At 58.5% G+C, this 22,405-nt stretch carries 23 protein-coding genes and 1 other RNA gene; 22 read left to right on the forward strand and 2 right to left on the reverse strand.

Annotated features, from left to right (window positions below):
- The first annotated feature begins 33 nt into the window (after nucleotides 1–33).
- Nucleotides 34–2,073: a TonB-dependent siderophore receptor gene (locus tag HMPREF9162_RS03665; RefSeq protein WP_009438292.1), complete on the forward strand. Its 2,040-nt coding sequence runs from the start codon at nucleotides 34–36 to the stop codon at nucleotides 2,071–2,073.
- A gap of 189 nt (nucleotides 2,074–2,262) precedes the next feature.
- Here HMPREF9162_RS03665 and ssrA read toward each other — a convergent pair.
- Nucleotides 2,263–2,614, reverse strand: a transfer-messenger RNA (tmRNA) gene (gene ssrA, locus HMPREF9162_RS11865).
- Between the two features lie 138 nt (nucleotides 2,615–2,752).
- On the opposite strand from ssrA, the gene lpxC reads away from it, so the two are divergent.
- The 18 genes from lpxC to HMPREF9162_RS03755 all read left to right on the forward strand — a co-directional run bounded on the left by lpxC (nucleotide 2,753) and on the right by HMPREF9162_RS03755 (nucleotide 19,725).
- Entirely contained in the window at nucleotides 2,753–3,577 is an 825-nt protein-coding gene (lpxC, locus tag HMPREF9162_RS03670; protein WP_009752492.1) for a UDP-3-O-acyl-N-acetylglucosamine deacetylase, read from the forward strand.
- Between the two features lies 1 nt (nucleotide 3,578).
- Nucleotides 3,579–4,019, forward strand: coding sequence for a 3-hydroxyacyl-ACP dehydratase FabZ (gene fabZ / locus HMPREF9162_RS03675; protein ID WP_009438242.1), 441 nt, complete (start codon nucleotides 3,579–3,581; stop codon nucleotides 4,017–4,019).
- A 170-nt stretch (nucleotides 4,020–4,189) separates the two neighbouring features.
- A complete protein-coding gene (gene lpxA / locus HMPREF9162_RS03680) occupies nucleotides 4,190–5,002 on the forward strand; it encodes an acyl-ACP--UDP-N-acetylglucosamine O-acyltransferase (RefSeq protein ID WP_009349740.1) in 813 nt (270 codons plus the stop codon).
- A gap of 12 nt (nucleotides 5,003–5,014) precedes the next feature.
- Complete coding sequence (locus HMPREF9162_RS03685) at nucleotides 5,015–5,818, forward strand: LpxI family protein (RefSeq protein ID WP_009752605.1); 804 nt, start codon at nucleotides 5,015–5,017, stop codon at nucleotides 5,816–5,818.
- A gap of 18 nt (nucleotides 5,819–5,836) precedes the next feature.
- On the forward strand, nucleotides 5,837–6,970 hold the full coding sequence (lpxB, locus tag HMPREF9162_RS03690) for a lipid-A-disaccharide synthase (protein ID WP_009657365.1): 1,134 nt from the start codon (nucleotides 5,837–5,839) through the stop codon (nucleotides 6,968–6,970).
- 24 nt (nucleotides 6,971–6,994) lie between these two features.
- Nucleotides 6,995–8,725, forward strand: a complete 1,731-nt coding sequence (gene msbA, locus HMPREF9162_RS03695) for a lipid A export permease/ATP-binding protein MsbA (protein ID WP_009752520.1) — start codon at nucleotides 6,995–6,997, stop codon at nucleotides 8,723–8,725.
- A complete protein-coding gene (gene lpxK, locus HMPREF9162_RS03700; protein ID WP_009438232.1) occupies nucleotides 8,722–11,247 on the forward strand; it encodes a tetraacyldisaccharide 4'-kinase in 2,526 nt (841 codons plus the stop codon). The genes msbA and lpxK overlap by 4 nt, the downstream gene beginning before the upstream one ends.
- A 34-nt stretch (nucleotides 11,248–11,281) precedes the next feature.
- The gene (gene kdsB, locus HMPREF9162_RS03705) at nucleotides 11,282–12,016 is read left to right on the forward strand and encodes a 3-deoxy-manno-octulosonate cytidylyltransferase (protein ID WP_009752731.1); all 735 of its coding nucleotides are present in this window, start codon (nucleotides 11,282–11,284) and stop codon (nucleotides 12,014–12,016) included.
- Between the two features lie 86 nt (nucleotides 12,017–12,102).
- Entirely contained in the window at nucleotides 12,103–12,930 is an 828-nt protein-coding gene (gene kdsA, locus HMPREF9162_RS03710; RefSeq protein WP_009752541.1) for a 3-deoxy-8-phosphooctulonate synthase, read from the forward strand.
- A gap of 12 nt (nucleotides 12,931–12,942) precedes the next feature.
- The gene (locus HMPREF9162_RS03715; RefSeq protein WP_009438263.1) at nucleotides 12,943–13,929 is read left to right on the forward strand and encodes an SIS domain-containing protein; all 987 of its coding nucleotides are present in this window, start codon (nucleotides 12,943–12,945) and stop codon (nucleotides 13,927–13,929) included.
- The gene (locus HMPREF9162_RS03720) at nucleotides 13,929–14,486 is read left to right on the forward strand and encodes an HAD family hydrolase (protein ID WP_009752733.1); all 558 of its coding nucleotides are present in this window, start codon (nucleotides 13,929–13,931) and stop codon (nucleotides 14,484–14,486) included. The genes HMPREF9162_RS03715 and HMPREF9162_RS03720 overlap by 1 nt, the downstream gene beginning before the upstream one ends.
- A 114-nt stretch (nucleotides 14,487–14,600) precedes the next feature.
- Entirely contained in the window at nucleotides 14,601–15,515 is a 915-nt protein-coding gene (locus HMPREF9162_RS03725; RefSeq protein ID WP_009438270.1) for a lysophospholipid acyltransferase family protein, read from the forward strand.
- Nucleotides 15,516–15,517: 2 nt separating this feature from the next.
- Nucleotides 15,518–16,060, forward strand: coding sequence for an LPS export ABC transporter periplasmic protein LptC (gene lptC, locus HMPREF9162_RS03730; protein ID WP_009657392.1), 543 nt, complete (start codon nucleotides 15,518–15,520; stop codon nucleotides 16,058–16,060).
- Nucleotides 16,057–16,749 (forward strand): LptA/OstA family protein, encoded by a 693-nt coding sequence (locus HMPREF9162_RS03735; protein WP_009657285.1) that lies wholly within the window; start codon nucleotides 16,057–16,059, stop codon nucleotides 16,747–16,749. Before lptC ends, HMPREF9162_RS03735 begins: the two co-directional genes overlap by 4 nt.
- Before the next feature lie 13 nt (nucleotides 16,750–16,762).
- On the forward strand, nucleotides 16,763–17,482 hold the full coding sequence (lptB, locus tag HMPREF9162_RS03740; RefSeq protein ID WP_009349752.1) for an LPS export ABC transporter ATP-binding protein: 720 nt from the start codon (nucleotides 16,763–16,765) through the stop codon (nucleotides 17,480–17,482).
- Between the two features lie 28 nt (nucleotides 17,483–17,510).
- On the forward strand, nucleotides 17,511–17,768 hold the full coding sequence (locus HMPREF9162_RS03745; RefSeq protein ID WP_009438241.1) for a hypothetical protein: 258 nt from the start codon (nucleotides 17,511–17,513) through the stop codon (nucleotides 17,766–17,768).
- Nucleotides 17,765–18,013, forward strand: coding sequence for a hypothetical protein (locus tag HMPREF9162_RS03750; protein ID WP_009657429.1), 249 nt, complete (start codon nucleotides 17,765–17,767; stop codon nucleotides 18,011–18,013). The genes HMPREF9162_RS03745 and HMPREF9162_RS03750 overlap by 4 nt, the downstream gene beginning before the upstream one ends.
- Before the next feature lie 185 nt (nucleotides 18,014–18,198).
- On the forward strand, nucleotides 18,199–19,725 hold the full coding sequence (locus HMPREF9162_RS03755) for a Na+/H+ antiporter NhaC family protein (protein ID WP_009752720.1): 1,527 nt from the start codon (nucleotides 18,199–18,201) through the stop codon (nucleotides 19,723–19,725).
- A gap of 33 nt (nucleotides 19,726–19,758) precedes the next feature.
- On the opposite strand, the gene HMPREF9162_RS12590 is transcribed toward HMPREF9162_RS03755, so the two are convergent.
- Complete coding sequence (locus tag HMPREF9162_RS12590) at nucleotides 19,759–19,902, reverse strand: hypothetical protein (RefSeq protein WP_217490379.1); 144 nt, start codon at nucleotides 19,900–19,902, stop codon at nucleotides 19,759–19,761.
- Nucleotides 19,903–19,988: 86 nt separating this feature from the next.
- On the opposite strand from HMPREF9162_RS12590, the gene HMPREF9162_RS03760 reads away from it, so the two are divergent.
- From HMPREF9162_RS03760 to HMPREF9162_RS03770, 3 genes are all read left to right on the forward strand, one after another.
- The gene (locus HMPREF9162_RS03760; RefSeq protein WP_009752507.1) at nucleotides 19,989–20,915 is read left to right on the forward strand and encodes a DUF1848 domain-containing protein; all 927 of its coding nucleotides are present in this window, start codon (nucleotides 19,989–19,991) and stop codon (nucleotides 20,913–20,915) included.
- Between the two features lie 214 nt (nucleotides 20,916–21,129).
- Complete coding sequence (locus HMPREF9162_RS03765; RefSeq protein ID WP_009349758.1) at nucleotides 21,130–21,426, forward strand: zinc-ribbon domain containing protein; 297 nt, start codon at nucleotides 21,130–21,132, stop codon at nucleotides 21,424–21,426.
- A gap of 101 nt (nucleotides 21,427–21,527) precedes the next feature.
- Entirely contained in the window at nucleotides 21,528–22,301 is a 774-nt protein-coding gene (locus HMPREF9162_RS03770) for a basic amino acid ABC transporter substrate-binding protein (protein WP_009438309.1), read from the forward strand.
- The last annotated feature ends 104 nt before the right edge of the window (nucleotides 22,302–22,405 follow it).

A 22,405-nucleotide genomic window follows, 5' to 3' on the forward strand; every position in this document is an offset into this window, starting at 1 on the left:
AATGGTGTACAGCGCCAAAAAGGAGGAAAAACTTTGAAAAAGCAACTACTGCAAACAGCGGTCATTACCGCGATTCTTTCCGGCGTGAACGGAATTGTATCCGCCGGGGGGGGACAAGATGCAGACGTCATGCCTGTTTATACTCTGGATGACGTTATCGTCACCGCGCAGCGCGTCGAAACTAAAGAGCTCGACACGCCGGCGTCAACGACGGTAATCACGCGCGAGGAGATCGCGCAGAGCGGGGCGAAAAGTGCCGCCGATGTGCTGAGCAAAGTCAACGGGCTGACCTATAAAACCTTTGGACCCGGCGGCGCGTCGATGGGGACAATGACGAACGAGGTCAATATCCGCGGCGTAGAGGGCGACGCGCTCATCCTTGTCAACGGAAATCCCGTTGCGTGGCGCGGGAAATATAATCTCGACGCGATTGCGGCGGAGAATATCGAGCGCATCGAGATCGTTAAGGGAAGCAGTTCCGTTCTCTACGGCAGCGAGGCGATGAGCGGCGTCGTCAATATCATTACGAAGAAGGGCGGAGAAAATTCCGTTACCGTTGGTGCGGGCAATTTCGGTCAGCGTGCTTATGGCGTCAGTGTCGGCAACGAGCGCTTTGGACTCAGCTATCACGTAAAACGCTGGGGGGAAGTCGGCAGAATCAGTGCGTCCGATTTGAAATTGACGAACGACAGCGGAACCAAATTGCTCTTTGGCGAAAATCATACCGATGTCGATAAGGTAAAGAAGGAGGATCTCGCGCTGAACTACCGCATCAGTCCCTCGTGGGATATGGTGTATCACTATTACAATACCGAGGCGCGGTATAAGCGATTTATCGATCGTGTTGACTATACGCTTCCCACTGCAAGAATCAAAGCAGGAGAACCATACAATACGCGTATGTACGAGACGGATCAGCACACGATGCAGCTGCATTATAAGGCGCATGACTGGAAAGTCGATCTGTATTTCAACACGACGGAATCCAAAGGCGATGGACCGACCTACATCAGTCAGCGCACCGGCAGACGTACGACCAGCACGCAAAAGACGTCTGCCAACTGGTATCAAAGCCGCGAGCGCAACCGCAGCTATGGGGTTTATGCACAGCATGACTGGAAGTTCGGCGAGAAATCAAGCCTGATTGCCGGTATGAGCCTCGCACGCGAGGACTATCGCAAACTCGCAACGATTTCGACAGCGGAAAAAGACACGCTCCATTATGCACGTAATAACTGGGGACTGTTTGCGCAGTGGACGCAGAAATTTGACGAGCGCAACACGGGGGTTTTCGGGATGCGCGAGACGTGGACAACAGGCGAAAGCAACGGTTCAAATTTCAGCAATTTCAGCATGGCAGGACAGTTCCTGCACAAGCTGGACAAAGAGAGCAGTCTGTATCTGAACATTGCCCAATCCTTTAAGATGCCGACATTCTCACAGATGTACAATTCGAATGACCGCGCGACGCCGAATCCGGGATTGAAACCGCAGACGGGCGTCAATTACGAGATCGGCTGGAAGAAAGATCACGGTGCGCACCGCCTGCGCGCGGCGCTGTTCCATATGCGTATCAAGGACAATATTACGGCATCGGTTGATAAAAAGACCGGGTCAGCCGTCTATACCTACGTCAACGAGGACTTCCGCAATACGGGGGTTGAACTGTCAGATACGATCACAGGCAAGCATGGGTTCACCTACAACTGGGGACTGACATGGCAGAACCCCGTGAGCAGGAAATCCGGAGACGCGTCCAAGAGTTACTGGGATCGGAAATTCGGAAAGATTCAGCTGACGGGCGGCATTTCCTATGCGCGCGGCAAATGGACGTCTGCGCTTTCGGCTTCTTATCTCGCCGACCGTGTACAGACCCCTTCCAAGGAGCATTCTTACGCGTGCAAACCTTATCTTCTCACATCGTGGAACACAACCTACCGACCGGATGAGCACAGTGAGCTCTCTCTCTTGATCGACAACCTGCTTGATCGGGAGGATAATCTCGGACACTCCGGGTCGGTTTATTGGTCAACTCCTGTGAACTATATGCTCAATTACACCTATCGGTTCTAAAACGAGTCGCCGTATCGCCTCCAAGGGAGGGGCGCGGCGGCAATGAAAAATCCCGCGCCGGGGAATTTCCCCGCGCGGGATTTTTATATGTATGGGTCGTAACCCATACGAAAAGAGAGCCGCATTTTGCGGCTCTCCGAACGATGTCCTACGAACAAGCTTATTTGGCTTGTTCGTCTCATATTCATTTGGTGGAGATGAGGAGAATCGAACTCCTGTCCGAAGATAACGTCACATGGGCTTCTCCGAGCGCAGTCTGTGCTTTTATTTAGGCGACGCATCCCCCGCAGACAAGGTATGCGCTGCCGATCACGATTGATTTCCCCTGAGAGTTATCGTGCGGTTGCTCCCGGGTATCCCGCGTTTGACCCCTTGCTCCGTCCGTGCGGGAGACGGTCGGAAAGGGGCTGGCTTAAGCCGCCAGAGCGTAGTCTTCGTTTGCTTTTATGTTTAATAAAAGTTTTCACCTTACTAACGGGTTGATGACCCCCCGGCTCGCTGTCCACATACCGCCCATCCCCGTCGAGACCATTACATCCCCGGTACCGGAAGCATGTGATTTGCTTGCCCTTATATTATCAGATGTTATATCGTCTGTCAAATCCCTTGCAAGTTCGGAAAATTTTTAGTATCATGTAACGTGGATTGAAATGCGACAGAATTCGCAGGAGGCGATCGCTTGCAAAAAGAAAGAACGCTGGCGGCGCGTGCGGTCTATGACGGCATCGGGCTGCACTCGGGACGCCGGGTTCATATGGAACTCGCACCGGCGCCGCCCGGGACGGGCATCCTGTTCGGACGCTCCGATCTGCCGGAGCAGCCGCCCGTCGCCGCCGTTGCGGCGAACGTGACGGCGACGCTGCGTGCAACGACGATTGGCGCGGGAGCGCTGAAATTCTTCACGATTGAGCATCTGATGAGCGCGCTGCATGTGCATGGGGTCGATAACTGCCTTGTGACGCTTGATGCGGAGGAACCGCCCGTTGTAGACGGCAGCGCGCGCGCGTTTTTTAACCTCATCGCAGGCGTGGGGACGGTGGAGCAGGAGGCGGAGCGCAAGACGACGGTCATTGACCGCATCTATCGTGTGGACGACGGCAGCCGGTTTGTGATGGCACTGCCGTACGACGGGCTGCGCGTCTCGTTCACCTCGCTCAACGAGCACCCGCTCATCGGCGTGCAGTATTTCGACGTGGAGGTTACGCCTGAGACGTATGCAAAGGAGATTGCGCCGGCGCGTACGATCGCCTATGAAAAGGAGGTCGAGGCGCTGCGCGCGCAAGGACTGGGGCTCGGCGGCTCGCTCGAGACGGTCATTGTCTATAATGACGAGGGGTGGGTGAATCCCCTGAATTTTTCCAATGAACTGGTGCGCCACAAGATCCTCGATGTGATCGGGGACATCCGTCTTGCGGGCATCATCCGGGGGCATATCGTAGCGGTGGCGTCGGGGCACGCGCTCAACACGGCACTGGCGAAGCAGATTGCAGAGAAGGGGAATTAGCATGACTTTGGACATCAATGAGATTCAGCAGATTCTGCCGCATCGTCCGCCGATGCTGCTTGTGGATCGTATCGTCGATCTGGTTCCGTTCAAATCGGCAACGGGCATCAAGTGCGTGACGATGAACGAGCCGTTCTTCCTCGGTCATTTCCCCGGGCACCCGATTATGCCGGGCGTACTGCTCCTTGAGGGAATGGCGCAGGTCGGCGGCGTCACGATGCTCTATCCGGACGAACACCGCGGCAAGATCGCGCTTTTTGGCGGGATGGAAAATGTGAAATTCAAACGCCCCGTCGTCCCCGGCGACGTGGTGGTGACGAAGGCGGAGCTTGTGCGCGTGCGCGGCGTGTTCGGCGTGCTGCACGCGGATGCCTATGTCAACGACGAACTCGTGGCGGCAGCAGATTTCAAATTTGCCCTGAAAAATGGGGATGAACTCTGAAAAAAGAGCCATAAATACAGGATAAAAGGACATAATCCACGCTCAGAAAGGAAAAAGCCCGTTTTCGGCGAATTTTCCGATGTGAATATGCGATGCTCACGCAGGATTATAGCAGAGAGTGGAATATGTCTGCCCCGGCCTAAGTGCCGAGGCTGAAGGAGTTGAAATAGATGACAGGCAGCAGCAAGGTTATCGCCTATATCCATGACACCGCTGTCGTTGCGCCGACGGCGCGCATCGCGCGGAACGTGGAGATCGGCCCCTACGCGGTCATCTCGGATCATGTTGAGATCGGCGAGGGCACAAAGATCGAACCGCACGCCGTGATCAAAGAGTGGACGAAGATCGGCCGGGACTGCCATATTTTTCAAGGAGCCTCCATCGGCGAGGTGCCGCAGGATCTGAAGTTCAAGGGCGAAAAGAGCTATACGTTCATCGGCGACCGCACGACGATTCGTGAGTGCGCGACGGTGCACCGAGCGACCGGCGAGGGCGAGGAGACGCGCATCGGTGACGACTGCCTCCTCATGGCGTATACGCATATTGCGCATAATTGCATCCTCGGCAACCGCATCATCATGAGCAACGCGGCGATGCTCGCGGGACATGCCATCGTCGAGGACGGCGTCGTGATCGGCGGCATGGCGGGCGTGCATCAGTTTGTAAAGATCGGGCGCAACGCGATGATCGGCGGCACGTCAAAACTCGTGCAGGATGTCGTGCCGTTCACGATGGTGGATGGACATCCTGCGCGTGCCGTCGGTCTCAACAGCGTCGGCATCTCGCGCGCGGGCATTCCTATCAATGTGCGCCGCCGCATCAAGCAGGCATATAAGATCCTCTACCGCTCGGGACTGAACCTCACGCAGGCGATTGCCGTCATCGAGCAGGAGGTGGATTCCTGCGAGGAGATCGATCATCTCCTGCGATTCCTCCGCAATGCGGAGCGCGGCATCTGCCGGGAACGCCACGAGGACGAGTAAGGGGAGAGATTCATGGAAAAAATAGGTCTGCTCGCAGGCGTCGGACATCTGCCTGCCGCGTGTGCACGTGCGGCGCGTGCGCTCGGCTATGAGGTGCATGCGGTTGCGCTTCTGCCGGATACGGATCCGGAGCTGAAGGATGCGGCAAATGTCTATCACGAGATCAGCATCGGTCAGATCGCTTCCATCCTTGCGTATTTGCAGCAGGAGGAGATCAAAAAAGTGACGATGATCGGCAAGGTGACGAAGGAACTCCTCTTCACCGGGGCGATCGTACCCGACGAAATGCTGCGCGGGATGCTGATGCAGCTGCCGAATCAGAACGACGATACCATCATGATGATGTTCGTCGGCGCCTTGATGAAGATCGGCGTGACGCCGCTCGATCAGACGGCGCTCATTCGTCCGCTCATGCCGGCGGAGGGGACACTCACGAGCCGCGCACCGAGCGAGGCGGAGCGCCGCGATATGGAGTTCGGGCTCCAAATGGCACGTGAGATCGGGCGTCTCGACGTCGGGCAGACTGCCGTTGTGAAGGACATGGCGGTTATGGCGCTCGAGGCAATCGAGGGGACGGACGCCTGCATCCGCCGCGGCGGGCAGCTTGCGGGCAGCGGCGCCGTCGTCGCGAAGGCGGCAAAGCCGCAGCAGGACAGCCGATTCGATGTGCCCGCGGTCGGGCTGGATACCATCGAATCCCTTGTTGCCGTCAAGGCGTCGGCGCTCGCGATCGAGGCGGGCAAAACGCTCTTCATCGACAAGGAACGCGCCGTTGCACTTGCGGAGGCGAACGGCATCACGATCGCGGCACTCTAAGAGAAGGAGGTCTTGCCGGTGAAGATCATGCTGTCGGCGGGCGAGACTTCGGGCGACCTGCACGGGGCGGCGCTCGCGCGGGAACTGCGGGCGATCGATCCGGAGGTTTCGCTCATCGGCTTCGGCGGGGCGCGGATGGCGGAGGCAGGCGTTGTGCTCCGCCAAAACTATACGGACTACAACGTCATGGGCATCTCGGCGGTGCTGATGAATCTGCGCCGCATTCTTGCCCTCCTCGACGACCTCACGCGGCTCATGGAGGAGGAGCGTCCGGATGTGCTCGTCATCATCGACTATCCGGACTTTAACTGGCGGCTCGCAAAGCGGGCAAAAGAGCGGGGCATCCCCGTCTTTTCTTATATTCCCCCTTCTGCATGGGCGTGGCGCAAGGGGCGCGCGAAGGACTGCGCAAAGATCGCGGACGAGCTCGTGGCGATCTTCCCGCATGAGCTCGCGCCGTATGAGGCGGCGGGGGCGAACATCTCGTTCGTCGGCAACCCTCTCGTGGATACGGTACGGGCGGAGCTGCCGCCCGAAGAGGCACGCCGGCATTTCGGCATCGCGGACGGCGAGGTTCCCATCCTGCTCATGCCGGGCAGCCGCCGTGAGGAGATCGAACGGCTCCTCCCCGCGATGCTCGGCGCGGCGAAGATTCTCTCAGCGGCGGATCCTGCGCGGCGTTTTTTTCTGCCTGTTGCGGGGGGCGTCGACGAGGAGCGGCTTGCCGCGCACCTTGCGGCGGCGTCCGTACCCGTGATGCTTGCCCGTGACGCGCGCTATGCGCTCATGGGCATTGCACGCGCGGCGATGGCTACGTCGGGGACGGTCGTGATGGAGGCGGCGATTATGGGGCTGCCTGCGGTCGTGCTCTATCGGCTCTCGATGCTGTCCTACATTGTCGGGCGTCTGCTCGTCGATGTGGAGCGGTTTTCCCTGCCAAACATCCTCCTTGGAGAGACCTTTGAGACCGAACTCCTGCAGGGCGACGTCGAGCCGCGGCGCATCGCGGCGGAGATGGAGCGTATCATCCGGGACGGAGAGGATCGCTCCTATGTGACCGAGCGCCTTGCGCGCGCTGTCGCGTGTCTTGGAGAAAAACATGCTGCGCACCGCGTCGCGGAGAAGATCATCGCTCTGGCGCGGCGCGCATAAATTTTTATTTTCACCGGGAGAGCTATGAAGAATTACAAGAGACTGCTTGCCTACATGCAGCCGTATGCAAAGAAATTTGCACTCGCCGTCTTGTGCATTATCCTTGCCTCGTCGGCGAATCTATATGTCCCGTGGATCATCAAGGACATGATCGACGATGTCCTCGCGGATAAGAATATGGCGCTGCTCAACGCGATCTGCGTGGGCATCGTTGTGATTTTCTTCCTGCGCGGGATTTTTTACTTCGGGCAGTCTTATCTTGTCTCCTACATCGGGCAGAAGGTCATCATCGATGTGCGCGAGGTCATGTTCCGCAAGTTCCAGCGGATGCCGCTTGCGTACTACGATCGCCACCAGACGGGCGAGATCATGAGCTATGTCACGAATGACGTTGCCGCGATACAGGCGGCGCTCGTGGACAATCTCATCGATATGGTGACCGAGGGGTGTATCCTTGTCGGATCGCTCGTTCTCATGTTCTATCTCGATTGGAAGCTCTCTCTCTTAACGCTTGTTGTTATTCCGATGGTCGGGCAGGCGATGAAGATCTTCGGGCGGAAGATTAAGAAGTCAAGCGGCGTTATTCAGGCACGGCTCGCGGAAATCACGGCGCTCCTGCAGGAGAGCTTTGCCGCAACGCGCGTGGTCAAGTCGTTCGTGCGCGAGGACTATGAAATCGATCGCTTCGTCAACTGCAACAACCGCAACTTTGACGCCGTGATGAAGAACGTCCAGCAGACGAGCATGCTGACCCCAACGGTCGAGTTTCTCGCGGCGATCGCCGTGACGTTCATCGTGTGGTTCGGCGGCTATGAGGTTGTCAACGGTGACATCACTGCGGGCGCGTTCGTCGCGTTCCTTACCTATGCAGTGAACCTTGCAAATCCCGTAAAGCGTCTCTCGCGCATCTACGGCAACCTCCAAAAGGCGATGGCTGCGGTGGATCGCGTCTTTTCCGTTGTGGATCTTAAAGAGTCGATCACGGATCAACCGGGGGCGCAGCCCCTGCCGCCCGTGGAGGGGCATGTCCGCTTCGAGAACGTTACGTTTTCTTACAAGGAGGGGCACGCGGCGCTCAGCGGCGTGACGCTCGATGCCGCCCCGGGAGAAATGGTCGCCTTTGTCGGTCCTTCGGGCGCGGGCAAATCGACGATCGCAAACCTCATTCCCCGGTTTTACGAGGTGGACAGCGGCACGATCCGCATTGACGGGCATAACATCCGCGATGTAACGCTCGCGTCTCTGCGCGGGCAGATTGGGCTTGTGCCGCAGGAGACGATGCTCTTTTCGACGACGATTCGCGAGAACATCCGCTACGGACGCCTCGATGCGACGGACGCGGAGATCGAGGAGGCGGCGCGCGCGGCGAACGCGCACAATTTCATTATGGAGCTGGAGCACGGCTACGATACCGAGATCGGCGAACGCGGCGTGAGCATTTCGGGCGGTCAGCGCCAGCGCATCGCGATCGCGCGCGCGATTCTCAAAGACCCGCGCATCCTCATCCTCGATGAGGCGACGTCTGCGCTCGACACGGAGAGCGAGAAGATCGTGCAGGCGGCGCTCGACCGTCTCATGGTCGGGCGGACGAGCTTTGTTATCGCACACCGCCTTTCCACCATATTCAACGCCGACCGCATCTATGTCATCGACGCGGGGCATATCGTGGAGCAGGGGACGCATGAGGAACTGCTTGCAAAGGGCGGGCTCTATCGGCATCTCTATGACATTCAGTTTCAAGGGGGCGACGTATGAGATTCCTCTACAATCTAGCGGCGATCCTCATTGTCACCATCATCATACCGATTTTCGTGCTGCGTGCGACACGCGAGCGCGGTTTTATCGAGCGCATCAAGCAGAGCTTTGGATTCTACCCGCAGGAGACCATCGAAAAGGTCGCGGGGAAAAACGCGATTTGGGTGCACGCCGCATCCGTCGGTGAGATCGTTGCGACAAGCCCGCTCGTCCGCGAGTTCCGCAAGGTCTTCCCGGACAGTCCCATCCTCGTCTCGGTCGTCACGACGGGCGGTTACGAGATGGCGCACCGCATCATCAAGGATGCGGACGCCATCATCTACTTCCCGCTCGACCTGCCCTTCCTCGCCTCACGCGTCGTGGGGCGCATCCGGCCGCGCGTGTTCCTGCCCGTTGAGACGGAGCTTTGGCCGAATTTCCTCAAAAAAGCGAAGCAGCTCGACGTACCCGTCATGATGGTCAACGGGCGCATCAGCGACCGCAGTGTCAAGCAGTACAAATACCTCTTTGGAATGCTGCGCGAGATGATCGGCACGGTGAAATGCTTTGCCATGCAGTCCTCCATCGACGCCGACTATATCATGCGTCTCGGTGCGCCGCGCGAGCTGGTCACGGTGACGGGCAATACAAAATTCGATCAGGCGTATACGAGCGTCAGCGCGGAGGAGCGTGCCGCACTCATCGAGGAACTCGGACTCTCGGGCGCAAGCCGGATCATGATCGCAGGTTCTACGCACCGCGGGGAGGAGGAGCTTGTCCTCGCCGCATTCAAGGCAGTGCGCGAGAAAGACCCGGGCGTGCGCCTGATCATTGCGCCGCGTGAGGTGCTGCGCACACTTGAGGTGGAGCACCTTTGCCGCAAGGCGGGCTTTACCGTCACGACGCGCAAGGAGCTGCAAAAAGGAGACGCCGCGCGCGGCGAGGACATCGTTATCCTCGACACGGTGGGCGAGCTCGGGCGCGTCTATGGACTCGGCGATGTCATCTACATCGGCGGCAGTCTCATCCCGCACGGCGGGCACAATATCCTGGAACCCGCGGCGCACGGCAAGGCGATCATCGTCGGCAATCAGATGTTCAATTTCAAGGACATTCATGCACTGTTCCGCAACCGCAATGCCGTCGTCACCGTTGCCAGCGGCGAGGAGCTGACGCGCGAAACGCTGCGTCTCTTTGGCGACGCTGCGGAGCGTGCGCGGCTCGAGGCGGAGACCCTTGCCATCATCAACGAGAACAAAGGCGCGTCGGAGAAATCTGCACGCATTCTTGTCGAGATGCTTGAAACCTATGAATCGCGCCGCTCCATTCGTGCGCAGGAGCGGATTGTCGGGCATCGCGTCCGCGCGACGCAAAAGGTCGCGAACTTTCAGACGTACTTCATCGATCTCGTGCATGATAAAGAGGTGCGCGGCATTTCGCGCAGGCTCATCATGGGCGTGTTCTATGTGTTCTCGCTCATCTACGAGCAGCTGGTCAATCTCAAGCTGACCATGTACCGTTGGGGATGGGCAAAGAAGGAGCGGCTCGGCTGCTACGTCATCAGCCTCGGCAACGTCACCGTCGGCGGCACGGGCAAAACGCCGACCGCGCAGCATCTCGCGCGTGAGATCTCCGATATGGGCTATCGTGTCGCGATTCTCAACCGCGGCTACCGTGCCAAATGGCGCGGCGAGGTCGGCATCGTTTCCGACGGACATACGCTGAAGATGGACGCGGAGACGGCGGGGGACGAGGCGTTCATGCTTGCAAAGCATCTGCCGAACGTCCCCGTGCTCATCGGTGCGCAGCGCGCCGTGACGGGGCGCTACGCCATCGAGCATTTCGGCGCGGAGGTTGCCATCCTCGACGACGGCTATCAGCATTGGCAGCTCGCGCGCGATATGGACATCCTGCTCGTCGATGCCGTCAACGTTTTTGGCAACGGCTACCTGCTGCCGCGCGGAACGCTGCGCGAACCGCTCTCGCACATTGACCGCGCGGACGTCTGTCTCATGACGAAGGTGGATCAGGCGGCGCCGGGAGCCATCGCGCACATTTGGGAGACGTTCCGCAGCTACAATCAGGACGGGCTTATTCTTGAGAGCATCCATCAGCCGCGCCAATTTGTACGGCTCTCGGACTGGTATGAGGATATCGCCGCGGGCGGCGTGCCCGTGACCGAGATGGAAGGCAAGAAAGTGCTTGCCGTCTCCGCGATCGGAAACCCCGCCTCCTTTGAACAGACGCTCGCCGACCTTGGCATCGAGATGGTCGAGAGTATGCGCTATCCGGATCATCACGACTACGGCGAGCGCGACATGGCGGAGGTGCTCTACCGTGCGGAGACGCTTGGCGTCGAGGCAATCGTCATCACGGAAAAAGACGCGGTGAAGGTGCCGGGCGATGTCGTACGCGCGAAGTGGCGCATCCCCATGTATGTGATCTCCGTCGAGGTCACGCTCCAAAAGGGGCGCGAAGAGTTTTTCCAAGAGCTCAAACGGCAGCTCGCGGAAAAACTGCGCGGCGGCGACATGCCGTCGTAAATCTGCATTCTTTTATGAAATCAGGTGAAGCATCGTGAAGGTTCTCTGCATCATCCCCGCGCGCTACGCGTCGACGCGTCTGCCGGGAAAGCCCCTGCGCGATATTGCGGGCAAGCCGATGATCGTCCGCGTCTATGAGCGTGCTCTGCGGGCGAGGCTCGTGCAGGACGTCGTTGTCGCCACCGACGACGAACGCATTCGCGCGGCGGTGGAGGCGCACGGCGGGCGTGCCGCCATGACGCGCGCCGACCATGCGACGGGGACGGATCGACTCGCCGAAGTGGCGGCACGGATGACGGACTATGACCTCATCATCAACGTGCAGGGAGACGAGCCGCTCATCGAGCCGTCCGTCATCGACGCGCTCGTCGAGCCGTTCCTCGCGGACGAGACCCTGACGATGGCGACCGCGAAAACCGAAATCACGGACGGTGCGGAGCAGGAGAACCCGAACAACGTCAAGGTGATTACGGACAAAAGCGGAAATGCCCTGTATTTTTCCCGCGCCCGCATCCCGTATGCGCGCGTTCCGGGGGCAAAGGTCTACAAGCACATCGGCATCTACGCCTATCGCCGCGACTTCCTGCTCACCTATGCGCGGATGGTGCAGACGCCGCTCGAACTCTCAGAGTCCCTCGAGCAGCTCCGCGCCATCGAGAACGGATACCGCATCCGCGTCATCGAGACGAACGCCGTATTCATCGGCGTCGACACCGAGGAAGACCTCATCGCGGTCAATGAAGTGTATCGAAAAAATGCTGCCGATTGACCGCGGCGGGAGAGTTCTTTATAATAGGACATACATACCGTTCTACCGGTTAACAGGCAAGATGCACACTGAAAGGAGCCATGAAGATGAACAAAGTGAAGCTGGCGAATTTTGAGATCGGCGGCGGTGAGCCGCTCGTCCTGCTCGCGGGTCCGTGTGTCCTCGAAGGACTTGACCGATCGCTCATGATCGGGCGCGGCATCAAGGAGATCACCGATCGTCTCGGCATCCCTTATGTGTTCAAGGCGTCCTTTGACAAGGCGAACCGCTCCGCGTTCCATAGTTTCCGCGGCCCCGGGCTGATCGAAGGACTAAAGCTCCTCAAGACCATCAAAAAGGAACTCGGCGTCCCTGTCGTTACGGACATCCACGAGACGCATCAGGCGCGCCCTGCCGCGGAGGTCGTCGACATCCTCCAGATCCCGGCGTTCCTCTCGCGCCAGACCGATCTGCTCCATGCGGCGGCACAGACGAACGCGATCGTCAACGTGAAAAAGGGGCAGTTCCTCTCGCCGAACGATATGCGCAACGTCGTCGACAAAATCCATGAGAGCGGCAGCGAGAAGATTCTCCTCACGGAGCGCGGGGCGAGCTTTGGATACAACAACCTCGTCGTCGATATGCGTTCGTTCCCCATCATGCGCAGCTTCGGCTATCCCGTCATCTTTGACGGGACGCACAGCGTACAGCTGCCGGGCGGCGCGGGGACGAGCTCGTCGGGACAGCGCGAGTTCGTGGAGTACCTTGTGCGTGCCGCGGTCGGCGCGGGCGTCGACGGGCTCTTCCTCGAGGTGCATGACAACCCGCCCGAAGCCCTTTCGGACGGGGCGAACATGGTCTACCTCGACAAGCTCGAGGATCTGCTGAAGGACGCGCTTGCCATCTATGAAGTCGTGCGTAAAAAACTAGTCTGAGCGGGGGATTCTATGTCTTTGCATACGAGCATGATACAGGAAAAAGCCGTCGAAACGCTTGATCTTGAGGCTCGGGCGGTCGCGCGGCTCAAAGAGCGCATCGACGACGAGTTCGAGGCGGCAGTACGCGCCATTTTGGACTGCAAGGCGCGCGTCGTCGTGACGGGCATGGGCAAATCCGGCCACGTCGGACGCAAGATCGCGGCGACGCTCGCGAGTACGGGGACGCCTGCGTTCTTCATGCATCCCGCCGAGGCATTTCACGGCGATCTCGGCATGGTAACGACGGACGACATCGTGATTGCCATCTCCAACAGCGGCGAGTCGAACGAGGTTGTCAATATCCTCTCCATCATTCACCGCATCGGCGCGCGCATCATCGCTATGTGCGGGCGGCGGCAGTCCCAGCTCGGGCGCAGTGCGGATTTTTACATCGACATCGGCGTGGAGCGCGAGGCGTGTCCCCTCGGGCTCGCGCCGACGAGCTCGACGACCGCGACGCTCGCGATGGGAGATGCCATCGCGATGGCGCTCATGGCGGCGCGCGACTTTAAGAAGGAGGACTATGCACTGTTTCATCCGGGCGGTGCGCTCGGGCGCAGACTCCTCCTCACCGTGTCGAACGTCATGCATACGGGCGACGAGAACCCGGTTGTCTCCTATCATACGAGCGTGAAGGACGCCCTCTTTGTCATGACGGACAAGGGACTCGGTGCGGCGTCCGTCGTCGATGCCGACGGCAAATTCATCGGACTCGTCACGGACGGCATCATCCGCCGCGCCCTTGCGAAGGACTACACCTTCCTCGACGAAGAGGTGCAGAACATTATGTTCGCCACGCCGCTCACGATTGCACCGGACAAGATGGCGGCGGCTGCTCTGCATGTGATGGAGGCGCATAAGCCGCGCCCCGTCACCGTCCTGCCCGTCGTTGATGCGGCGGGCGTACCCGTCGGTATCGTCCATTTGACGGATCTCCTCAGGCAGGGGGTCGTCTGATGCCGATACGAGAAGATGCCGTTGGGCGGGCGAAAAAAATCAAGCTCGTCATTCTCGATGTGGACGGCGTGCTCACGGACGGGAGCATCTACGTCGCCCCGGATGGGAGCGAACTCTATAAGCCGTTTTTCGTGCGTGACGGGCTGATCATCTCGCTTGCACGGAAGGTGGGCATCAATACTGCCGTCATCACGGGACGTGCCTCCTCCATCGTTGCGAACCGTGCACAGGAGCTGCATATCGACCGCGTTTATCAAGGAAGTCTCGATAAACGCACCGCCTATGCGGACATCAAGGAGCGGACGGGGCTGTTGGATGAGGAGATCGCCTATATCGGCGACGATATTGTCGATCTGCCGATCCTGCGCCGCGTCGGGTTGCCGTGCACCGTGGGCGACGCTGTCCCCGAGGTGCGCGATGCCGCACAAATCATTGCCGCCGCTCCGGGCGGACGCGGTGCGGTGCGCGAAATCTACGAGATCATCCTGAAGTCTCAGGGGCTTTGGAATGATGTGTTGACAGTTTTTTTACAGAACGAGGATGAAATTGCACAGTGAGACATCTGTCCCGGCGGTGTATGATAACATCATGCGCAGAAGCATCAAGATAGGCGTGCCCTTGATCGGCTGATGTGCGCTTTAGATCATGGTAAGAAGGAGGTGCGGTGCGCCGTGCTGTATAATACTTTAATGCTGCTCAGCTATATCGCGTGCCGTACGCCGCGCCCCCTCCTGCTCGCGGTCGGGTGGGTACTCGGCAATCTCTACTACCTCATCATCGCAAAGATGCGTCGCCGCGCCGTTGCGCAGATGATGCCCGCGCTCGGCATCGACGAAGCGGAGGCAAAGCGGCTCGTGCGCGCTTCGTTCATCAATATGGCGCGCAACGTTCTCGACATCCTTGCCATGCCGATGCTCAATGAGAAAAACCTCGGCGACTATATTGAGATTGACCATATGGAACGTATGGAGGAGGCTCTTGCAGAAGGACGCGGCGTCGTCGTACTCACGGGGCATATCGGATGCTGGGAATGGCTCTCGGCAGCGTTCACGCTCAATGGAATGCCTGTCAGCGCGATTGCAAAACCGCAGCCGAACATCCAGTACACGCGCGTGCTTGACGACTTGCGCGCGACCATTCACGTTGAGATCTTCTCGCGCGGCACGAGCGAACTGCTTGCGGCGGCGCGTGCCCTCAAGGGCGGGCGCATCCTCGGCTTCCTCGCCGATCAGGACGGCGGTCCCGGCGGCGCATTCATTGAGTTCCTTGGGCGCACGGCGTCCACACCGCTCGGTCCCGCGGTATTCTCACGCAAGTTCAAATCACCTGTGCTGCCTGCCTTTATCCTCCGCCAGCCAAACGGCAAGCATCGGGTTGTCATCGGTGAGATCATGCGCTGCCCGAACACGGGGGACAGCGACCGTGACCTGTATGAATTTACAGTGGAGATGACCGCTGTCGTCGAGCGCATCATCCGTGAGAATCCGACCCAGTGGATTTGGTTCCAGCACCGATGGAACACCGCGCCGGAACAGCAGCGCACGGGCAAGCATCACATGTCGGTCGCACAGGAGGAGGGGACGTAACGGTGCAGAAGAAATATCTCTACGGCGGTGCTGCGGCATTCCTGATCCTCCTTATCGTGTGGGCAATATCGACCGCACCGCAGCCGCCAACCTCATCAGAGGTCTCCGATGCGCCGCGCATCATGTCCTACGAGAATAATACGCTCAGCGAGGAACGCGACGGGCGTACAGTATGGACGCTCACCGCGCAGCAGATGACTGTTGACATTGATACACAGGATACGAGTATGCAGGGGATAGAGGGCGCCTTCTACAGCGAGGACGGGCGGACACTCACACTGCACGCGGATGAGGGGCACATGGATCACGAGACACGGGATGTTGTGCTCACGGGCAGTGTGAACGCTGCAACGAGCGACGGTGCGAGCCTCATGGCAAATGAACTCAAATGGACCTCAACAGAAGGGACTCTTACCGCGACGGGTGATGCACAGGTAGAGCGCGATGATCTGCGCGCGACAGGCGACCGCATCATGAGCATGGATGAATTCCGGCAGTTTCGTATCGAAGGAAACGCGCGGATAGAAAAGGGGGCGTCGAAATGACGAAGAAGAAACTCTATCACGGCATTTTGCTGCTGTTGGCGGCGGGCGCATTCTCCGCGATGGCATCTGCGGCGGGCTCGAACGAGCCGACATCGCTCACGGCGGATTCCCTCAGTTATAACACGCAGACGGGACTTGTCACGGCGGAAAACAACGTGCGTATGGAGCAGGGGACGGGGCATATCGAGGGGCAGCGTGCCACCTATAATATCAAAACGCAGGAGGGGACGGTCGAGGGCGGCGTCCATGCCGTGCGCGACGATATGCAGCTCTCCTGCGACCGTCTCTTTGCCGCAGGGCAGGAGCACTGGCAGGCGATCGGCAGCGTACGGATGGTCAAGGCGGATCGTACCTTTACAGGCCCGCAGGCCGATTATTACCCCGGTCAAAACGATCGCATTCTTGCGGCGTCGGGCGGAACGATTACAAGCGCGGACGGCACCTTTTCCGCAGACCACATTGAGGGATGGCTCAAAGAAGAGCATTATATCGGCACGGGGAACGCGCATCTTGTGAGCCCCCCGCGCGATATGGAGGGGGGCGGCGACCGTATGGATTACTACGGCAAGGCGGAAAAGCCCTACGTCGTCCTTGATGGCAGCGCGTGGGTCATGCAGGCGAACAATATCGCGCGCAGCAATCATATGACCGTCTATCTCGCGGACGACGGCACGCCGGTGACGGAGTAGGGAGGGCGGCATCTTGCATCTCGAATCCCGAAACCTCGTCAAGAAATTCGGCAGCCGCACGGTCGTCGACCGCATCTCCGTTCGCGTGGACAAAGGGGAGATCGTCGGGCTCCTGGGACCCAACGGCGCGGGCAAGACGACGACGTTCTATATGATCGTGGGGCTTGAGCAGCCCACGCACGGCGACGTCTATCTCTCAGACATCTGCATCACGGATTATCCCATGTACCGGCGCGCCGCGCTCGGCATCAGCTACCTCACGCAGGAGCCGTCCATCTTTCGCAAGCTCACCGTCACGGAGAACATCGCCGCGATCCTTGAGACGACGAAGCTCTCCAAGGCGGAGCAGAAGCATCGCCTCGACGGACTGCTTGAGGAGTTCCACATCGGACATGTGCGCGACCGGCGCGGCACGGAACTCTCGGGCGGCGAGCGTCGGCGCGTCGAGATCGCGCGCTGTCTCGCGCTCGAGCCGCAGTTCATCCTGCTCGACGAGCCGTTCGCGGGCGTCGATCCGCTCGCCGTCGCCGACATCCAGGAGATCATCGAGTATCTGCGCCAGCGCGGCATGGGAATTCTTATTACCGACCACAACGTCCGCGAGACGCTGCACATCGTCGATCGCGTCTACCTCCTCAGCGAGGGCAAACTCCTCCTAGAGGGGGACAGCCAAACCATCGCCGACAGCCCTGTCGCACGGAAATTCTACCTGGGCGAGAACTTCTCCCTTTGAACGCATCCGTACGAGGTGAGGGGCTTTCATGGATTTACAACTATTTGCTATAGATTATACAAAATACGGTGATAAGGGACTTCGTTCCTCCATTCGCCATAATTTAGAGCAAATCGAAAAGCACAGGAATAAAATAGCCCATCCGGAAGATTATGTGACAGATTATCACCTGAGGAGCGAACAGTATCGGTCAGGGATTGTTCGTCATTGGGAAATGGAAATCGCTAATTTCCGGCGGCAAATTGCAAACGCACAAGAAGAGATGAAAAGGAGGGGACTCAAATGAGACTGCGTGATGATGTGACGCGTGATATGCTCGCGGATATGATGACGGAGATTATGGAGGATGTAAAATTTTATAAAGATGACGCCGCGAAGATGCTCGCGTCTGATCCCCATAACGAATTTCAAGCATGTATGCATACGGCATACCGCACGATAGAGGAGCTGATGCAGTCGCGACTGGCAACGCTGGAAGAAACGTCCGCCGCGCCGCGCATACCCCCCGCCCGATATAAGCGTTTGGCATAGCCATGGGCGAGAACTTCTCCCTTTGAACGCGAGCGCTCCTTGGAGAGACTTCTTCGAGGAGCTTTTGTTATGGGCGGAGGAACTCGCAAAATATGTATCTTGATTCGCATCTTCGTTTGTTATAAAATAAACTCCGATTGAAAAATGCAGAGCGCCGTCCGTGCGCTCGGAAAGTGGGTTAAACAATGGCGGAATCCGCATGGTCCGTACTTCCTCCGGTCATTACGATCGCGCTTGCGCTGTGGACGAAGGAAGTTTATATGTCGCTCATCATCGGGATTTTCTCCGGAGCGATGCTCTTTACGAACTTTAACGTCCTCGAGGCAGTCCTCGTCATGTTCTCAGTGATGGAGGAGAAGGTCGGCGCGAACGTGAACATCCTCGTGTTCCTCGCGATCCTCGGCATCCTCGTCGCCGCGATCACGCGCTCGGGCGCGACACGTGCGTATGGCGAATGGGCGGCGCGCACGATTAAGGGCGAGCGCAGCGCACTGATGCTGACAGCATTGCTCGGCGTCGTCATCTTCATCGACGACTATTTCAACTGTCTCACCGTCGGTACGGTCATGCGTCCCGTAACGGATAAACTCAAGATCGCGCGTACAAAGCTCGCGTACATCATCGATGCCACGGCGGCGCCCGTCTGCATCATCGCGCCCGTCTCGAGTTGGGCGGCGGCAGTCGGCTCCTCGCTTCCGGAGAACAGCGGCATCGACGGATTCTCCCTCTTTTTGCAGACGATACCGTTCAACCTTTACGCACTCCTCACGCTCACGTTCATGGTATTCATCATCTGGACGGGACGCGACTACGGCGCGATGGGACGCTCCGTGCGCGAGAACCAAAAGGAGTTCTTCATCCCCGCCGAGTACCGTGAAAGTGCGGGCGCGCGCGACGAGGAAGCGGGCAAGGGCAAGATGATCGACCTCCTCCTGCCGCTCGCCGTCCTCATCGGCGCGTGTATCTACGGGATGCTCTACACGGGCGGTATCCACGAGGGCAAGAGCGTCGCGCAGGCGTTCGCCGACTGCAACTCGTCGAAATCGCTCGTCTTCGGCTCGTTCCTCGCGTTCGCCTTTACCGGACTCCTCTACCTGCCGCGCCGCGTGCTCCCCTTCACGGAGTTCTGCAAGAGCTTCAGCAAAGGCTTTAAGGCGATGGTGCCGGCGATCTTCATCCTCTGCCTCGCATGGACGCTTTCGGGCGTGTGCAGTGATAAATATCTGAACCTCGGCGGATTCGTCGGCGGACTCGTGAGTGCGCACGCCTCCATCATCATGTTCCTGCCGCCCATCTTCTTCCTCGTCGCGCTCGGACTCTCGTTCGCAACCGGGACGTCGTGGGGGACGTTCGGCATCCTCATCCCCATCGCGATCGCCGTGCTCGGCGACATCGAGAGCTCCGCCATGCTCGTCGTCTGCGTCGCGGCGGTGCTCTCGGGGGCGGTCGGCGGCGATCACGCTTCGCCCATCTCGGATACGACCATCCTCGCGTCTGCGGGCGCGCAGTGTCATCACCTCGACCATGTGAGTACGCAGATCCCGTATGTGCTCACCGTCTCGCTCTGCTCGCTCATCGGCTACGTCGTCGACGGCATGACGCAGAACGGATGGCTCGGTGTCGCCGCGGGATCCGCCGCACTCGGCGTTGTCATGCTGGTGATTTTGCGCCGCGTGCCGCCGCAGGGGGAGCGCGCGGAACTGTCCGCGTAATCAATACATCAGCTCGGACTGCCGTACTGCGTTTTACGCGTGTGCGGCGGTTCTTTTTTTACCCACAGAAGCGGCAACAGTACGAATGCCGCTTTCATCAAGAGCTTGCGCAAAGATAAGATGCTTTATCCCTGCAGATGATGAATATGCTGTCCTGCAAAGCGCTGCATGTTTCATCCAATAGGGTTCTATCCGATGGATTTTCTTTTCGTCGGCTTATGTTATGATATTAAGAGAAATATCTAGAAAAAGGGGGAACGCTGATGATCATCCACACAGGGATGCGCACGGACATCCCCGCATTCTATACGCCATGGCTCTGCAATCGTCTGCGTGCGGGATCGGTCTGTGTGCGCAATCCCTTTGATCGGGCGCAGGTTACACGCTATCGCCTTGACCCTGCCGTCGTCGACCTGATCGGATTCTGTACGAAAAATCCTGCGCCGATGATCCCGCATATGGAACTGCTCCGGGACTTTGGGCAGCTCTGGCATGTGACGATCACGCCCTATGGGCGCGACGTGGAGCCTCATGTGCCGCAGTGGCGGGAGGTCACGGCATCCTTTCGCCGCCTCTCTGCGATTGTCGGCACGCATCGGATTGTTTGGCGTTACGATCCCATCTTTCTCCATGGTCATTATACATTGGACTTTCATCGCCGTGCGTTCAAAGAGATGGCGGAGACACTTGCGGGAACGACGGAGAGCGTCGTCATCAGCTTTATCACGCGTTATGCAAAGACACTGCGGAACTTCCCGGGCATACGTGCCGTCCTCCCGGAGGAGCGCATGGAGATCGGCGCCTGCATCATAGAAACTGCACGCGCCCATGGCATGACCGTCTATCGGTGCGGCGGGGGAAGGGAACTCGCCGCCCTCGGCGCGGACTGCGGCGGATGCATGACGGCGCGCATCTACGAGCGTGCGCTCGGCGCGCGGCTCCGGTTCCCGCAGTATGTGCGGCAGCGAACGGAATGCGACTGTTATCTTGGCGCGGACATCGGCGCTTATGACAGCTGTCCGCACCTCTGCCGCTATTGTTACGCGACAAGTCACGCCGGGCGGATGCAACGGAATATCCATACGCATGACCCCGCATCCCCGTTTCTCCTCGGCGATGCGGAGCCGGACGATCGGGTACACGACGCCCGGCAGGAAAGCTGGCTGGAGCGGCAGGAAGTCCTATTTTGATAAATTCAATAAAAAGTGCTTGCACTCTATGAAAAAACTCTGTATAATACAGAGCGTTGAAATCCTTTCCTCTTGACCTGTTAGTCGTTCGGCGAACGAGTGAAAGACTGCTTATTTGTTCAGTCCTTCTGTCGTACCGCATCTCAATGAACGCTCTCTAGTTCGGCGGATGGAGCGTCAAAATAATATCTATTCAAAGGGAGATTGTGGAAGAATGGCTTTTGAAGACAAAACCCTCGTATGCAAAGAGTGCGGAAATAATTTCGTATTCACGTCAGGGGAGCAGGAGTTCTATGCGGAGAAGGGGTTCGAGAACGAGCCGGCACGCTGCCGCGACTGTCGCGACAAGCGCCGCCGCAGCCGTGATGAGAGTCACAGCAGCGAGCGTCAGATGTTCCATGTCGTCTGCGCAGAGTGCGGAAAGGATACGGAAGTGCCTTTCGAGCCGAAGACGGATCGTCCGGTGTACTGCCGTGACTGCTTTACTGCGAAGCGGCCTGCACGTTTCTAAGCGTTTATAAGGGGACTCAGCGTTTCCTTTGGGGAGAGGGATTGCTGCAAGCGTTTTGCAGCGTCCCTCTTTCGTTTTTATCCACATGAGGAGGTTTCCCAATGAAACTGAAAAAATTAGCAATGATCTTTACCGGCGCACTTTTGAGCCTTGCCGTGGTCGGCTGCGGCGGATCCGGCGATCAGGCGAAACAGGAGGCAAAGACGCTCCGCGTCGGTGCGACCATCGACTTTGCTCCCTTCGAGTTCCAGGATGAGGGACAGAAGGAATATCAGGGATTTGACATGGATCTCATCCGTGCCATTGCAAAGGAGATGGGACGCGAGGCGGAGATACAGAATATCGGCTTTGACGGACTTATTCCCGCCCTTCAGGCAAAGAATATCGACGTCATCATCAGCGGTATGACGATCAATGATGAGCGTAAGGAAAAGGTCAACTTCTCCGCGCCGTATTACCAGTCTGGTCTCACGATGGTCGTGCGTTCGGACGAAGAGGCGATCAAGTCGTTCAATGACCTCAAGGGACACAAGGTCGCCGCGCAGATCGGCACGACGAGCGCCAACATGCTCAAGGAGCAGGAGGGGATTACCGTCCTCGAGCTGAATACACCGGCGGACTGCTTCATGGAACTCAAGGCACGCGGTGTGGATGCCGTCGTAAACGACCGTCCGGTCAACGATTACTACATCAATCAGACGCAGGCGGTCGGAGTGAAGTCGCTTTCCGATATGCTTTCGGCAGAGGAGTACGGCATTGCGATTTCGAAGGACAATACCGAGCTGCAGAAGGAAATCGATGCGGCACTCAAAAAGCTGCACGATAACGGTGAGTACGACAAGATTTATCAGAAATGGTTCGGCACGGGTAAATAATCATCCAACCGACGATATAACGGGGCTGTGCACGGTATGGTGCGGCAGTCCCGTTTTTATGTGCAGTGTCGGTGCAAATGCAGTTATTGTCTTGTAAAGATATA

The organism is Selenomonas sp. oral taxon 137 str. F0430 (assembly GCF_000183625.1).
Taxonomy (GTDB): domain Bacteria; phylum Bacillota; class Negativicutes; order Selenomonadales; family Selenomonadaceae; genus Centipeda; species Centipeda artemidis.